We start from the raw sequence: 15,399 nt of genomic DNA, 5'->3' as shown, positions 1-15,399 counted from the left end.
TCAATATATCTTTTTAAAGCTTGTTAATCAAGAGTTTAGATTATATAAAAGGAGCATTACCTTCAACCATTCTATAAACATCGGCAAAACTTTTTAAGTGGCCTCGCCCACGGTCTTTATTTATTAGAGTACATCATTTTAAATCAAAAAATATATACTTTAAGTTCCTACAATATAGGAATCCTAATTAATTATTAAAAGTGAGCATGCGTTCAAGCGCTAGTTTGGCGTTATTGGCAATGTTATCTTCCACTTTAATAATGTTGGCATCCTCTCCTGCCTCAATGCGATCTAGACACCATGCTAGATGCGGTAAGTCTATCCGGTTCATCGTTAAGCAAGGACACATATGTGGGTTCAGTGAAATGATATGCTTATCTGGATGGGATTGAATGATCCGTTTAACTAAATTCATTTCGGTTCCAATCGCCCATGAAGATCCAGGCTCAGACTTTTCAATCGCATTAATAATGTAATTGGTGGAGCCCGCCGCGTCAGATAGCTCCACGACTTCTCTTCTACACTCCGGATGGACAATGATCGACATATCTGGATAGGACTTGCGCACTTCCTGAATATTCTTTACGGTAAAGTTCTCATGAACGGAACAATGACCCTTCCAAAGAATCACCTTAACCTTTGAATAGTCTCCGTCATATTCTAACGTGTCAGTTATCGGGTTCCAAACAGCCATTTCATCCAAACCGACACCAAGGTTGTATGCTGTATTACGTCCTAAATGTTGATCAGGTAAGAAGAGGATTCTTTCTTTTTGGTTGAATGCCCACTTTACCATTGTCTCAGCATTGGAGGAAGTTACAGTTGTACCTTTATTTTCACCAACGAACGATTTTATTGCTGCAGTAGAATTCACATAGGTTAATGGTAGAATGGTGTCTCCGAATATTTCCTGTAATTTAGTCCAGGCTCTTTCAGTTTGATCGATATCCGCCATGTCAGCCATCGAGCACCCTGCACGCATATCGGGTAAAAATACTTTTTGCTTTTCCGTTGTTAAAATATCTGCTGTTTCTGCCATAAAATGAACGCCGCAAAAAACAATAAACTCTGCTTCTGTATTTTCTCCAGAAACCTGAGCCAACTTCAGGGAGTCACCAGTGGTATCCGCAAACTGAATCACTTCATCCTTTTGATAATGATGACCCGGGATAAATAATCTAGAGCCTAATCTTTTTTTAGCCTCAGCTACTTTTGTCTCTAATTCCTCTTGAGATAGCTGAAGGTAATGATCCGGGATTATGATTTGCTCTTGTAATGTACTTAAAATACTCATCTATATTTCTCCTTTGGTGTGAAAAATTTTATCCTTATATTCAACGCTTTGTACTAATGAGTTAAAATCCGAGATATATTTAGTTCCTAGGCTGATAAATGCGCTAGTGGCACTTCATAAGTAATGATTGGTCCTTAAACTGGTGCATGATCTTTCTCTCTTTCTATATGTTTGATTTGTTTAATCGATCTGCCTAACCATTTTTTATCATCTTCAAACGGATAGTCACTTCTAAAATGTCCTCCTCGGCTTTCTTTGCGCGCTATAGCTGAATCGGTAATGCAACTTGCATTGATCAGCATAAAAATCTTGGTGATATCTTCTATTGAATAAGTATCTAAATTATTTATTTGATCCACTTTAAACTGCTCTAACCAATTTTTCTGCGTGTGTAGTAAAAAGCTATTTCGAACAATCCCAACACGTTCCATCATGGAAGCTTTAATCTCCTCGAGATTGGGTAGTTCCATTGGTCGCTCACTAGGCGTTGTGTGAGCCTCATGAGATTCATATAATTCGTGTTTACTAGAAAACATATTAAGCGATTCCGCTAGCTTTTTACCCTGATATAATCCCTCTAATAGCGAATTACTGGCAAGACGATTCGCGCCATGTAATCCTGTGCATGCTGTTTCACCAATGGCATAGAGTCTCTCTATGTTTGTACGACCGGTTATATCTGTTTTTACTCCCCCCATTAGAAAATGGCTTCCTGGAGCAACAGGAATTTTCCCTAACGAAAGGTCAATTCCATTTTTTGCGCAATTTGCTGAAATCGTAGGGAAGCGGCTAGTGAACTCTTTAATGGTGCTAATATCTAAATAAATACGCTGGCCTTGTTTCAAATAGTTATAGATTGTCTGTGAGACGATATGACGCGGCGCGAGGTCTTTAGAAGGGTGAACGCCTTCCATAATTGGAAGTCTTTCGTCCGTCACTAAAATAGCGCCTTCTCCTCTTACAGCCTCCGAGATAAGTCCTTTTGTTTCTCCATTTATATATAAAAGCGTAGGGTGAAATTGAATGAATTCCATATCGATTAATTCTGCCCCGGCACGGTATGCTAAAGCAATGCCGTCTCCACAAGCAGTTTCTGCATTAGAGGTATAGCTATATAATTGGCCACAGCCACCAGTTGCTAGAATGGTATGATTCGCATGAAAAAGGGAAGTACTGTTATCTTTTCGTTTCCCTTTTACACCAATACAACGATTGTTCTCTGTGTTAACAAGTAATTCATAAACAAATATATCTTCTTCTACCGTTATATTAGGAGGTAAATTATCAATTAAATATTCACTGACATATTTTCCTGTGGCGTCACCGCCACTACGAACGATCCTTGGTACACTATGAGCACCTTCCATTCCCAGCAATAAATTCCCCTGCGGATCATGATCAAAGACTCTGCCACGAGCAAACATTTCATTGATTAATCCAGGTGCATCAGAAAGAATTCGCCGAACAGTATCAATATTATTGTGATTTCTACCGGCTTCAAGTGTATCGGTAAGGTGCTTAGAGGTATGGTCCTTGGCACTTAATGCAGCAGCAATCCCACCTTGAGCAAGATATGAGTTAGTCATTCTAAGCTTTGACTTTGTTATAATCTTCACATTTATATCCGTACGTAAATGAGCTGCTAGCTGTAAGGCTGCAATTCCACTTCCAATTATTAAAACATCTGTCTTTCGCATCGTAACTTTACCCCCTAACTTTACAAGTGTCTTGACATCTATATTTACATAGAACTAAACTAAAAACAAGACTTTCTCCTAAAAAAATTGATATTGGAGGCCAAGGATGAAATATTTTGATTTTGCTGCTACTACACCACTTGATCTTGATGCTGCAGAAGTATACACAAAGGTGGCTACAGATCACTTTGGAAATGCGAGCAGTTTACATGATATTGGTTACGTTTCAAATAATTTGTTAGAGAACTGTCGCGCGATATTAACAGAGCTAATGGGAATATCTAAGGAAGGTTTGTTCTTTACAAGTGGGGGCTCAGAGGCGAACTTCTTATGTATGGAAGCACTCTTATCTGCTTCAATGAAAAAAGGTAAACATATTATTATAGGAATGGCTGAGCATTCATCTATTCACGGGATAGCAAAAAGGTTAGAAGCAGATGGTTTTACGATCACGTATCTTCCATTAAAGCCTTCTGGATTTATAGATATGGATAGGTTTATAAATGCAATCATGCCTGAAACAGTCTTGGTTGTGATTCAACATGTAAACTCTGAAATTGGAACGATCCAACCGATTGAAGAAATCGGGAGAGTTTGTCGTGAACATGATATTTTGTTACATAGTGACATGGTTCAATCATTTGGAAAAATAGATGTAAGGAATGTGACGCCTTGGGTGAGCAGTTGCTCTATCTCGGCTCATAAAATCTATGGTCCAAAAGGAATTGGCATGGCATATGTGGATCCTAAAATAGCGTGGCGCGCCTTTTTCCCAGAAACGACACACGAAAAAGGCTTTCGCCCTGGAACCTTAAATGTACCAGCTATTGCAGCGATGACCGAGGCGGCAAAGAAAATAGTGAACAGGCAAAGGATAGATGAAGAGAAATTTGTTCAATTCCGCCATACATTTATAGAGAAGCTACAGCCAATAAATAATCAAGTCGTTATTTATCAAGCGGATCAAACGAATCAATTACCTTCTATTATTGGTATGCGTGTAAAGGGAGTGGAAGGTCAGTGGATGATGCTAGAAGCAAATCGCCTTGGTTATGCAATTTCAACCGGGAGCGCTTGCCAAGCGGGAATGCAGAAACCAGCGAAAATTATGAATGCGTTAGGGGTAGAGGCAGAAGATGCGAAAGGTTTTTTTCGTATATCGTTTGGTCATGGAACAAGCCTTGAGGACGTAGAGAAATTAGGGGAGGCTATCACAGAGATTACGAAGCGGTTGCATGCTAAAGATTGATTTTTAAAAGGAATAAGATGCGTGCGTGAAAAATATTTGTAGTATCTTTTTATAAGTACTTACGAGAGTAGAAAAATTAAACTTTGCGCCTCTATTTGATTCCATGCGAAAATTCCTTCATTTTTGTTTATTTTTTCTATTTAATATTACTTGGTAGATAGCTAATACAATACCGATAATACATAGGCCATCTTTTAATGTTTTATAATCCGGATTAGTATACTGAACTATCAGTAAAGATATAAACAATAGCAATATTATGCCTGTTAAAATGTGATAGGTTTTTCTTTGTTTGATACGATTACCTCCAAATTTTAACAATATAAGATGCATTATACAAAAATGTAAATGTTATTTAAAATGTTGTCAAGGTATGAGCAGAAAATAGTATATAGGGACAGATCTTATTGGAGTGAATATAAGATACATAACAATCATTTTGTATTTTTCTGCTTTTTTGGATGATTGATTATACAAAAAAACCTACCGCATTGTGCGATAAGCTTAAAATTTTTCACTGGCCATCGTATTGTTTATTTTACCTCCTAAAAAAGCGAGGCATCCTGAAATAATTAAAAATGTTGCGCCCGTTGCGTACATCGTAGAGTAAGAGAATCGATCCGCAATGGGACCCATCATCATTCCTCCCATAGAAATACCTAAATCAGCCATCGCAATGAACAATCCAAGCAGTACATTTCGAGAGCTTCCTGAAAGAACAAAGGTCAAATAAGATACTAGAGTAGGGTAAAGTAGAGCTTGAGCAATACCAATTAATATCGCAGCACTGTAAAAGGCGAATAACCCCCACGATTGGGATAAAGCTAGTAGCATGGCGCCAGCGGCTCCTATTAGAAAGATTCCTCCCACAAATGCAGCATACCACAATCCATCGGAAGGAATACGTTTACCAGACATTAACCGAACAATAACAATAATGAAGGCTTGTATCATTAGGAAAATCCCAGCATTCCCACCCGTTATCTGTAGGGAATATAATGGTATGTAAATGGTAACAGCACCGAACAGAACCGATGCTGTAAACATTAAAAAGCTACAGAGCTGCAGGGAACGTTGACGAGTAACTAGTTTCAAAGCTTCAAACATTTTCGGAGGCTCTGACGAAGCTCCATTTGTCGGTCGCATGGAATTAGTTGGGAAACTAAATCCGAATAATCCGGTTACTAGCGCAATTACGAGAGTAATAACAGCAAAACCGTTCATTCCCGACCACTCCCATATTCCAATCGCGAAAACTGGGCCAATGATAGACGGAAAATATGTAAACAATGAATAGAGGGAAAGCCCTTGAGAGCGTTGTTCCTCAGTCAGGGAGTCGATAATTCCCATTTGTAATGCCATCGAAAAAAAAGCGGTGCAAACTCCTTGCAATACCCTTGCAGCAAGATAGCCTTCAAGTCCAGTAAGTATATATAACAATAGCGCAAATCCATTTACAATTAGCAGTATGCGGAGTACCCTCACTGGACCGTGCTTATGTACGAGGTATCCAGCATAAGGTCGGAAGAACATACAGGTAAACATGTAAGCACCCATGATCAATCCAATATGACCATTGCTTGCACCGAGTCTTTCGCTTTGTAAAGGAAGGATTACGGTTAACATTGCATTGGAGCTGAAAAACAATAGTGTTAAGGTATATAATTTTAAAAATGGAGCTGAAAATGCATGTTTAGATGTCATTTTCGATTAACCTCCCGGTACTTAGTCGATAATTTCTGAACGTTCTCGATTTAAAAGCGATCGATTTACTGTTTCCTGATTCATTTTCAGCGTGCTCTTCGGTACATTAAGTGATTTAATCAAATCTGTTCGGTAGTTTGCACACCCTTGGGGATTTTCGCTCCATGGTATAAGCTTGCTAGCTGTAGCTCTTACCATTTCTGTATTGACCGATAGTGAGAAGTGTTGCTTTTTCATCCACTCGTCATTAAATAAGGTGGAAAGATAGCGATCACCGCCGTCTGCAACCATACAGACGACTTGTTTATCAGGTCCTAGCTCTTGAGCCACCTTAAGTGCGACCATCACACAAGCCCCGCTTGAAGGTCCAATCAAAATACCTTCATGTCGAGCTATACTTCTAGCCGCTATAAATGCGTGCTCATCCTTCACCTTAAAAATACGATCCACATAATTCACATCTAGGTTTAGTGGGGTCCAGCTTAATCCAACACCCGGAATTTTATATGACTTCGCTTCACCTCCAAATATCGTTGAGCCTTCCGCATCTACTCCAATAATATGGACGTGGGGTGCAAAGGTTTTTAAATATTTTGAGATACCACCGAGTTGGCCACCTGTGCTTACTGCTGTAATAAAAACTGCAATTTTATCGGAACATGCATGCATAATTTCCTGTGCTGTGTTTTTATAGTGCGTCTCTCTATTTAATAGGTTAAAGCATTGATCTGGGCGGTATGCATTTGGAATTTCCTGAGCTAACTTGTTTGCTTGAGTTATTCTCGTTTTATGATAGCTTCCAGAATCATCCTTCTCTGTAACAATAATTACTTCCGCTCCAAAGGCTTTCAAAACGGAAATGTTAGCACTAGTTGTCTTGGGATCGGCTAGAATGATGACACGGTATCCTCTAGCAGCACCAATCATTGCTAAGGAAATCCCGAAGTTACCACTGGAGGACTCTATAATGGTTCCACCTGGCTTGAGAAGTCCTTTTCTTTCCGCTTCCTGAATAATATACAGGGCAGGACGATCCTTTATGCTACCTCCGGGGTTAAAGCGCTCATACTTGAGTAGGATTCTACCTTCATCTGCTGTATTACTATTTGGAATCGTGATTAACGGTGTTTCACCAATTGTTTCCAGTATATTGTGTATCATTAAATGATCCCTCCGTCATCTAAAGTGAAAGTCCTTTTTCCATTTCTAAAGCACTGTGAAAAAGCTTTTTCGTATAAGCGTTTTTACTTTCTTTCTCAAGTGCATTTGCGGGTCTAACTTCACAAAAACGTCCTTGATCAATAACGGCAATAGTGTGGCAAAAACTGCGTAGCACTCGAATATCATGGGAAATCATTAAAATAGCAAATTCGAATTTTTGATGAAGCTGCTGAAGTAGCTTTAAAATTTGTGCCTGTACATGCATGTCAAGGGCTGAAACTGCTTCGTCACAAATAAGAACTTCTGGTCTAAGTACGAGCGCCCGCGCGATAGCGATTCGTTGACACTGTCCGGTACTAAGCTGAGGAGGCTTTCTTGCGTGCATATCCGATGAAATACCGACTTCTTTTAAGAAAGCTTCTGCCAATGATTGACGTTCCTTTCGATTTCCCAAATGCAAATAGTGCAAGGGCTCCATTACAATTTGTAAAGCGGTCCGCCCAGGGTGAAGGCTGCCTCTTGCTTCTTGAAAGACTAGTTGAATATGCTTACTCATGGCACGTCTTTTTTTGTTGTTTAATTTTGAAAGATCAGTTCCTTTATACATCATCTGACCACTATTTATTGTTTCTAGTCCCATCACGCAACGAGCAAGCGTAGATTTGCCACAACCACTTTGACCTAAAATACCCATGATCTCATGTCTGTGGAGTGTTAAATCAATATTAGTGAGTACTTGTTTTTGTTGAAATTGTTTCTCGAGACCTTTAATTTCTAACAATTTTTGTTTGCTTTGAAATGATACTGACTTACGCTGTGGTGATTCACTTAAGAGTGAACGTGCCGAAAGTAGTTGTTTGGTGTAGGAATCCTGGGGTTTTGAAAATACTTTTTTTGTATTTCCTTCTTCTACAATTTTTCCTTTATTTAATATAAGAACGCGATCACCAATCGAGTTTGCTACTGCAAGATCATGGGTAATCATAAGAAGTGTAAGCCCGTACTGTTTCTGTACAGTTTTAAGCACATCCAAAACTTCTCTTTGGTTGACAATATCAAGTGCAGACGTGGGTTCATCTGCAATCAAAACAGATGGCTTCAGACAAAGTGCTAGTGCCAAACAAACACGCTGACACATTCCGCCACTAAGTTGAAAAGGGTAGCATTCCAGTACACGTTTAGCGTCTTGGAAATTTAAAGCGTAAAGCCATTGTTCACTGATCTGCAAATAATCCCGAGAGGAGGCTAGTTGATGATCCTGTAACAGCTCTCTGAAATTGTCTTTTATTTTCATTAAGGGATTCAATGCCTGTCTCGGATCTTGATAGAGCATAGCAATCCTTCGCCCGCGGATCCTTTGCCATGGTGTAGATGTATCCGTTAAGTTGGCTACCTGTTCCGTTCCAATAGTTAATGACCCAGAGGTGACACGCGCAGAGTGAGGAAGCATACCTGTCATGGCTTTTGCCAATGTCGATTTACCTGAACCGCTTTGTCCTAATAAAGCCACTGTTTCGTTTTGTTCCATGTAAAACGATACATCTTTTAAAACAGGTTCTCGCTGATCGCCCTGCAAGTAAGTCACTTCTAGATCTTTAACCTCAAAAAGCATATTGGTTGTAGCGTGCATGAATCATTCCCCTTATCACTCAAATTTTTCGTAAGGATCTAGTCGATCCCTCAGTCCTTCTCCAATCAGGTTAAATGCAAGTACAGTCAAAATGACAAACAAGGAAGGGCCAAGCAAAATATGTGGCGTTTGCATAAAATGATCACGCCCATCTGCAAGCATACTACCCCATTCCGGGGAGGGCGGTTGTGAACCGAGCCCGAGAAAGGACAGAGCAGAAATTGACAAAATTAATGTCCCCAGTTCAAATGTCGCAAAAACTAACACTGGCCCTGCCGCCTTTGGTAACAACTCTTTTAGTATCAGCGTAAGATGTGATGCACCAAGTATTTGTGCAGCTGCAAAGGAGGTCTCGCTTTTCACTTGCAAAGCGATGCTTCGAGCAAGACGGGCAAAGGAGACCCACCATACGGCAGCAACCACTATGAGTAAATGAAAGAGACTTGTTCCAAACAACCCTGCAACGATCATAGCAAGCACCATAAATGGAAAGGCGAGCAGCACATCGATGATTCTCATTAGTACAGCATCTAAAAGCGTGCCATGAAAAAGCCCAGCTACTAACCCTACAAATAATCCGATAAGTAAAGCGACGCTTAATGCAACTACAGATGAAATTAATGTATTTTGTCCCCCGTAAAGAGTCCGTGTTAAGATATCCCGACCAAATCGATCTGTTCCTAGTGGATGCTCTAAGCTAGGCTTTTGCAATCGCTCTGCAGCATTTTGTTCTACAGGGTCGAGTGGAGAAATAATTGATGCTCCAAAGATTAAGATAAATAATATACACAGCAAAATAATGCCGGCGATAAATGAAGTCGATTTTTTGAAGTTAATAATCTTTTTTAACATTTTCTTCTCCTTTTCGATGAATTCTTGGATCGATAAAGGAATACACTATTTCAATAACCAGATGGATGACAATGACGAGCGCTATCATAAGCAACGCATAACCTTGAATCACAGGGTAATCTTTCAGCAGGATACTGTCTAAAGCGTATTTTCCTATTCCAGGCCATGAAAATATACTTTCGATGACTACTGCGCCACTTATAAGTGTAGTAAGGGAAAGGCCGGTCATGGTTACAATAGGAAGTAATGTGTTTTTAAAAGCGTGTTCGACAATTCGTCGATATTTTAACCCTCGCGAAACAGCTGACGATATATAAGGCTGGCCAAATTCGGTTAACATGTTTGCTCTTATGGTACGTATCCACTGAGGTGCACCGATCATTCCAAGTGTTAATGCAGGAAGCCACAAACGTGACAGCTTCGCCTCCGTATTGATTTCGTAAGTGCTGAAGGTGACTGCAAAAGTGGATAAAAGCACCAGTCCAATCACAAAACCAGGCGTAGATGCAAACAAAACACATAAGAAGCGGGTTAAATGATCGAAAAACCGCCCAAATTTTAAAGCTGACAGAACGCCTAGCAAAATCCCCAGAACTATTTGAATAAATAGAGCAGCTACCGAAAGTAATATGGTAGCAGGGAGTCGATCAGCGATTTCTGTCATTACGCTTCTTCCGGTGTGAATAGAATCGCCTAAATCGAAAAGTATCAGCTGTTTCATCCAAATGAAATATTGTTGGAAAATCGTTTGATTTAGCCCAAATTCTGACCGTAGTTCTAAGAGCTTCTGTTCGTACCTCTCCGTGTTACTTGAAGCAACATCAGATGACTGTCCTATCATAATCGCTACAGGATCACCTGGAGCAAGGCGGATAAGTATAAACAATATGGACGTTGCCAAGCCGAGTGTGAGCAAGGCTTCTAGTATCTTTCGTGAAAATATGAGAAGCATTTGCTATCTCCTATTACTCAGTGCCAAAGGACAGACCAGCATGAACAGTATGCTCGAACTGTCTAAAATGGGCTTCGAATCCGTTAAGTTTTGTACTTACTGCTGTAAGTTGTGGACGAGGGTAAAGACTAATCACAGGTGCTTGTTCGGCAACTCGTTCATTAATTTGTAGTGCTAACTCACGTCTAGCTTGTGGATCAGTTATTTCGGCCAAGTCATCTAAAAGCTGATTTGTTTGTTCATCATTATAACCACCATAATTTCCACTTCCATCAGGTGAAAATTGTCCCGTCAATAATGCATGCTCGTCACCAAAGGTACTCCATGCCTCAATCGAAGCATCCCATTCGCCACTTTCTCGGGCAGTTTGAATTAAATTATAGTCGCCATGCTGCACTTCAACCTGAACGCCAATTTGTGTCCACTGGTTTTGAATGGTTTCTCCCAATGCCTGATCATCTCCCCAGGTCATCAGCTTCACAGTAAGTGTCTCTCCATCCTTAGATCGTGTACCTTCAGCATCCTTGCCCCAACCTGCCTCATCTAATAATGCTTCCGCTTTATCAGGATCATACTCTGGATATACAGCATTTTTAGCCTCTTCATAGGTTGGATTAGAAGCTAGCCAAGTCGTGACTGGGGTACTTTGACCTTCTGCACCAAGCTCCACTAGTTCTTCTCTATTCAATCCCCAGGATAGTGCTTGCCTAACTTTTTCATTTTCAAATTGTGGCTGATCCAAATTCAAATAAATTGTCTGTGTATTTGCTGGAGGAGCAGAAATCGTTTCAGCCTCGTCACTTTCAGCAAATTGAGTAAGACTAGTAACTGGTACTTTAATCGCTATATCACTACTACCGCTTAACACGGAAAGAGCTCTAGTTTGTGCATCACTGATTTGTTCATGGACAATCTTTGGTATAGAGGGTGTTTCTCCCCAGTAATTTTCATTTAATTCAAGCTCCATTTTTTGTGCAGGTGAAAAGGAAGTAACCTTGTACATACCGCTTAAATCCATTGAATCTATATCTTCATATGACTTATCCGCATTATGGATTACGGTTTGATAGTAGGACAGATTTAGAGGAACTGGCTGTTTAGCATGCTCAGTCTCGACTTGTATTGTATAATCATCCACCTTCGTAAAAGACAACTCGTTAAGAAACGGCTCTGCTTGTAAATCAAGAGATTTTGAACGTTCTAAAGAAGCAATCACTGCATCCGCATCAATGGCCTCTCCACTCCAAAAGCTGGCTTCTGTGCGAAGATTAATTTCCCATGTTGTATCATTAATTTCTTCTGCACTTTCTGCAAGAGAGGGCTCCACCTCTCCTTTTGCATTTACTTTAAATAATGCTTCCGCAGCTCCGATGTTTCGCAGATAACTAGAGGTCAAAGGTTCCACAGGATCAAGAGAGGCGGCAATTTCCTGATCGGCAATTATCAACTCTTGCTGTTCACTCTTCTCTTCTTGTTGATCGTCTGTGGCATTGGTATTTTCTTTTTTATCGTCATTCGTATTATCCTTACTTGAACTCACACTGCATCCTACAATTACAACAACCATAAATATTGCTAAAATAATTCCAAATCGTTTCATTAAAATCCCCGCTTTACTATATATTATTGGTTTAAAATGACATATAAGCTGATTAAACAGCTTCAGCAATTACCTGCATTCGTCTTCCTTGCAAGTTATTATTAAATATTATCCTTTGTTCAGGCTCGTAGTGATCCACATGTGGCGCTGGTTCATCAAAGAGTTCTTTGATACGGAATCCACTTTTCTCTAGGAAAAGAACAAGCTCTTGAGGGAAAATAAGCCGATGCTGTAAATGTTCCACCACCGGTTCTTGTCCTGAGACAGTCCAGCAATAATCTCTCATCAGCATTTGGTTAGGTAAATCAATTTCGAAACGAGTTTGCAGGGTAACCAGTTGTTCGTTCATTTTTCTCCGATCAACTAATTCCTCTGACAGCCATCTTTGTCCTTCTTTGGTTAAGAAGAAAGCAGCATTACGCATATCCAGATAAAGCAATCCGCCAGTTTGTAAATGTTCACGGAAGCATCTTAAGCTTTGTAATATCGTTTCGTTGGAAAAATTGTACAAAAATGTACTGCCTACACAATATATCGCATCAAAAGATTGGGCTAACGAAAAAGCTGCTTGATCCCCTTTAACAAAAGTTGATGCAGGATAACGCTTTTGCGCCCATGAGAGCATTTCCTCAGAATTATCAAGACCGAATACATCGTAACCATTACGATTTAAAAACGATACTTCTCTCCCTAGTCCACACCCTACATCGAGTATTTTAGAACCTGCTTTATAATGATTTAGAAGCGTAAGAATAAACTTAGCCATACTATCGTTATCTTCATGATGAAATAGTTCATATAAAAATGGGTTCGAATGTAGAAAATTATCCGTATTCAGTTTCATTTGCATATTAATTTCAGGGCCCCTTTCTGTTCTCATATACATAAAGCTTTGTTGCATCTGCATTAAATTGAGTGAATGGAAAAGGTTCTGCAATCAAAGAGGTAACTCCTTGATTAAACCACTGAGCTACTATTGCGCTGCCTGTTTGTGCATAAAAGGTTAAGGGGATTTTTTTCTCTCGTGTACGTTGTAATATCCGGTCAAAGGTGCCATTGCTTAATGTCATTGCCGTACAAATGACTGCATCTGCAAGGTCAAGAACGTTTTCCATGTCTTTCTCCACTTTTATTCCTGTTTCGGTTTCATCAAGTTGAAGATCACAAGGCAAGCAGATACCACCACGATTTGTGATCGCATCGACAAGTGGATTGACGACCCCAATAAGAGCTACCTTCTCAGACGGTTTGAATGGGCTGACTTCTGCGATAAGATGGTCTCTTTCTTTAGCCTTTTGTATAGGGTCTCCACCAAGAATGTTTAATTCTCTTGTGCAGCTATCCTTATGCTTGAATATTGTTCCTAGATACGCATCCATTATCGCAATTTGAAGAGGTAGATTTCCTTTTAGAAGTAGATCTGCGACAGAAGCACCAGCATATTGACTGGTCAATTCCAAGGAAAGCTGATCGGGCATATGTGAACATGCACCAAAATAATCATCTATCCTTAACAATAGATAGTAATTACCATACTTCGTCGTTGAAGAGGGGAACTGTGTGGTTTGATATATGTATGCTGAGCCGGTAACTACCATTTCAGCGGGGTCTGCCCCGTAAACTCCATCCAAAATTGCATCGCGTAAATCAGAAACTGTCCTATGAGCGTATACATCTGCCATTCGCTCTACACCTCTACTTGGTTGTCAGTCTCATATTTTAACAGAATCCGCCTAATGGCTGCTTCGGCAAATGATCTAGCTTTTAAACCATCGGAATCTTCTGCAATTACATGACCTAGATAGCACGCATTGTCGATAGGGCTGGCAACGAACTTGCCTTTAACGTTACCCATCACATAACGAGCAATATTTTCATTCGTTTCTAGTTCATTTATTCCCTCAACTTCGGTGATAGTACCAGCTTTTGGAGGAACAAGGAATTTGACAGCTGCACTAGAAACCAATGTTTTTGAAGAAGTTAAATTCGGCTTTTGACCTATTGCAAGCTCTGCAAATATGTTCAGCAAATCTATTCCTTTTACTCTATTAATCAGTTCTACAATGTAATTTCCCGCTGTTCTTGGATTTATTTCAATAATTCTTGGGCCTTCTGTTGTCAGCATCACCTCAGTATGCGCAATGCCATTATCAAATTTAACGGCTTGAAGTGCTCTTTGGACAAACTCTATTACTTCTTGCGTAACCTTTTCCTCTAATTGCGCAGGAAACATATGACCATCCTCGATAAAGTAAGGTGTGCCTGTGATTGATTTGTCAGTAATGCCAAGTATGGTTGTTTCCCCTTGATACGTAACGCTTTCCACACTGACTTCTTGTCCGGTTATATATTCCTCAAGCAAATAGACGCGTTCTCTTGGCTGATCTCTAAAGTTAAGGGGGAATGCTTCAAGTTTTTTATAGGCTTCTTTTAAATCAGTTTCATTCTGAATTAAGCTGACAAATGCACTCGAGGCAAGGTCAACTGGCTTAAGTACGAGGGGGTAACCAATATCAGATGCCGCCTTTTTTACGTTTTCCCATTCATAAGCAAGCTTGTAAAGAGGGTTTTCCAGTTGTGCCAGATCAAATGCTTGACGCATCAAATGCTTTTTACGGACATTCTCCACTTGGCTTGGAAAAGGGTGGGGTAAATGAAATGCGTCTGCAACTTCCCTGACGATTTCAATATAGTAATCACAAACTGTAATTACGCCATCAAAATGGTAAGGACGTAAAAATTCAATCAATGATTTTACATTGTTTGTTTCTGTGACAAGAACTTCCTCTGCATGATGAATAACAGGGTGTGTCTCTACACTCATACTAGATTGATAATGTTCAGGCTTGCGTGTAATAAATGTATAGGTATGCCCCTTTGACTTTAATAGTGGTGGTAATAGATTACCACTAGCGCCTACCCAACTCTCAATCATTAACAAATGAGCCATTTAATATCCTCCTTCTGCAAATCATAATCATTACGATTTAAGGGTATAGGAATAATTTAGTAAAGTCAATCTTTTTTTGAAAAAGCTCATGTGATTAATGTTATTCCAATCATTTACATAAAGTACTCTTTAAAGCTAAGAAAATATTGTGAGCGTGCATATGTTATATTCATCTTTAACTAAATTAAAAAATGGAAAGTAAAAATATGTTAAATATGTGAAACCTTAGGCATAAATTACTCGTATTAAAATAAAAGGGTAAAAAATAAAGGCTTAATAAACTATTTTTTTAAAGATGAAAAAAACGTAT

General features: G+C 39.5%; 12 protein-coding genes. 1 reads left to right on the top strand and 11 read right to left on the bottom strand.

Annotation, left to right across the window (positions count from 1 at the left end):
• Positions 1–187: 187 nt before the first annotated feature.
• Positions 188–1,294 (bottom strand): quinolinate synthase NadA, encoded by a 1,107-nt coding sequence (gene nadA / locus DFR57_RS03600; RefSeq protein ID WP_114351781.1) that lies wholly within the window; start codon positions 1,292–1,294, stop codon positions 188–190.
• 134 nt (positions 1,295–1,428) lie between these two features.
• Positions 1,429–2,991, bottom strand: coding sequence for an L-aspartate oxidase (nadB, locus tag DFR57_RS03595; RefSeq protein ID WP_114351780.1), 1,563 nt, complete (start codon positions 2,989–2,991; stop codon positions 1,429–1,431).
• A gap of 106 nt (positions 2,992–3,097) precedes the next feature.
• Between nadB and DFR57_RS03590 the strand changes: the two genes are divergently transcribed.
• On the top strand, positions 3,098–4,240 hold the full coding sequence (locus DFR57_RS03590) for an IscS subfamily cysteine desulfurase (RefSeq protein WP_114351779.1): 1,143 nt from the start codon (positions 3,098–3,100) through the stop codon (positions 4,238–4,240).
• Positions 4,241–4,744: 504 nt separating this feature from the next.
• Here DFR57_RS03590 and cntE read toward each other — a convergent pair.
• From cntE to DFR57_RS03545, 9 genes are read right to left on the bottom strand one after another with little or no spacing between them, the layout of a single operon-like run.
• On the bottom strand, positions 4,745–5,944 hold the full coding sequence (gene cntE / locus DFR57_RS03585; RefSeq protein WP_114351778.1) for a staphylopine family metallophore export MFS transporter CntE: 1,200 nt from the start codon (positions 5,942–5,944) through the stop codon (positions 4,745–4,747).
• A gap of 21 nt (positions 5,945–5,965) precedes the next feature.
• A complete protein-coding gene (locus DFR57_RS03580; RefSeq protein WP_114351777.1) occupies positions 5,966–7,105 on the bottom strand; it encodes a cysteine synthase family protein in 1,140 nt (379 codons plus the stop codon).
• 19 nt (positions 7,106–7,124) lie between these two features.
• Positions 7,125–8,735: an ABC transporter ATP-binding protein gene (locus DFR57_RS03575; protein ID WP_114351776.1), complete on the bottom strand. Its 1,611-nt coding sequence runs from the start codon at positions 8,733–8,735 to the stop codon at positions 7,125–7,127.
• Between the two features lie 15 nt (positions 8,736–8,750).
• Positions 8,751–9,530 (bottom strand): ABC transporter permease, encoded by a 780-nt coding sequence (locus DFR57_RS03570; RefSeq protein WP_245937373.1) that lies wholly within the window; start codon positions 9,528–9,530, stop codon positions 8,751–8,753.
• 37 nt (positions 9,531–9,567) lie between these two features.
• Positions 9,568–10,539, bottom strand: a complete 972-nt coding sequence (locus DFR57_RS03565) for an ABC transporter permease (RefSeq protein WP_114351774.1) — start codon at positions 10,537–10,539, stop codon at positions 9,568–9,570.
• A 13-nt stretch (positions 10,540–10,552) separates the two neighbouring features.
• A complete protein-coding gene (locus DFR57_RS03560; protein ID WP_245937372.1) occupies positions 10,553–12,139 on the bottom strand; it encodes an ABC transporter substrate-binding protein in 1,587 nt (528 codons plus the stop codon).
• A 52-nt stretch (positions 12,140–12,191) separates the two neighbouring features.
• On the bottom strand, positions 12,192–12,989 hold the full coding sequence (locus DFR57_RS03555) for a class I SAM-dependent methyltransferase (protein WP_114351773.1): 798 nt from the start codon (positions 12,987–12,989) through the stop codon (positions 12,192–12,194).
• A gap of 7 nt (positions 12,990–12,996) precedes the next feature.
• Complete coding sequence (locus tag DFR57_RS03550; protein WP_114351772.1) at positions 12,997–13,821, bottom strand: Rossmann-like domain-containing protein; 825 nt, start codon at positions 13,819–13,821, stop codon at positions 12,997–12,999.
• 5 nt (positions 13,822–13,826) lie between these two features.
• Positions 13,827–15,089, bottom strand: coding sequence for an ATP-grasp domain-containing protein (locus DFR57_RS03545; protein ID WP_114351771.1), 1,263 nt, complete (start codon positions 15,087–15,089; stop codon positions 13,827–13,829).
• Between the last annotated feature and the right edge of the window lie 310 nt (positions 15,090–15,399).

The organism is Saliterribacillus persicus, assembly GCF_003337485.1.
Classification (GTDB): domain Bacteria; phylum Bacillota; class Bacilli; order Bacillales; family Amphibacillaceae; genus Saliterribacillus; species Saliterribacillus persicus.
This window is presented reverse-complemented; position numbering and strand designations above follow the sequence as displayed.

Coding starts and splice junctions, on each gene's coding strand:
- DFR57_RS03575 (WP_114351776.1), bottom strand. CDS start 8,735: ATGCACGCTACAACCAATATGCTTTTTGAGGTTAAAGATCTAGAAGTG.
- DFR57_RS03560 (WP_245937372.1), bottom strand. CDS start 12,139: ATGAAACGATTTGGAATTATTTTAGCAATATTTATGGTTGTTGTAATT.
- nadB (WP_114351780.1), bottom strand. CDS start 2,991: ATGCGAAAGACAGATGTTTTAATAATTGGAAGTGGAATTGCAGCCTTA.
- nadA (WP_114351781.1), bottom strand. CDS start 1,294: ATGAGTATTTTAAGTACATTACAAGAGCAAATCATAATCCCGGATCAT.
- DFR57_RS03590 (WP_114351779.1), top strand. CDS start 3,098: ATGAAATATTTTGATTTTGCTGCTACTACACCACTTGATCTTGATGCT.
- DFR57_RS03580 (WP_114351777.1), bottom strand. CDS start 7,105: ATGATACACAATATACTGGAAACAATTGGTGAAACACCGTTAATCACG.
- DFR57_RS03555 (WP_114351773.1), bottom strand. CDS start 12,989: ATGCAAATGAAACTGAATACGGATAATTTTCTACATTCGAACCCATTT.
- DFR57_RS03550 (WP_114351772.1), bottom strand. CDS start 13,821: ATGGCAGATGTATACGCTCATAGGACAGTTTCTGATTTACGCGATGCA.
- cntE (WP_114351778.1), bottom strand. CDS start 5,944: ATGACATCTAAACATGCATTTTCAGCTCCATTTTTAAAATTATATACC.
- DFR57_RS03545 (WP_114351771.1), bottom strand. CDS start 15,089: ATGGCTCATTTGTTAATGATTGAGAGTTGGGTAGGCGCTAGTGGTAAT.
- DFR57_RS03565 (WP_114351774.1), bottom strand. CDS start 10,539: ATGCTTCTCATATTTTCACGAAAGATACTAGAAGCCTTGCTCACACTC.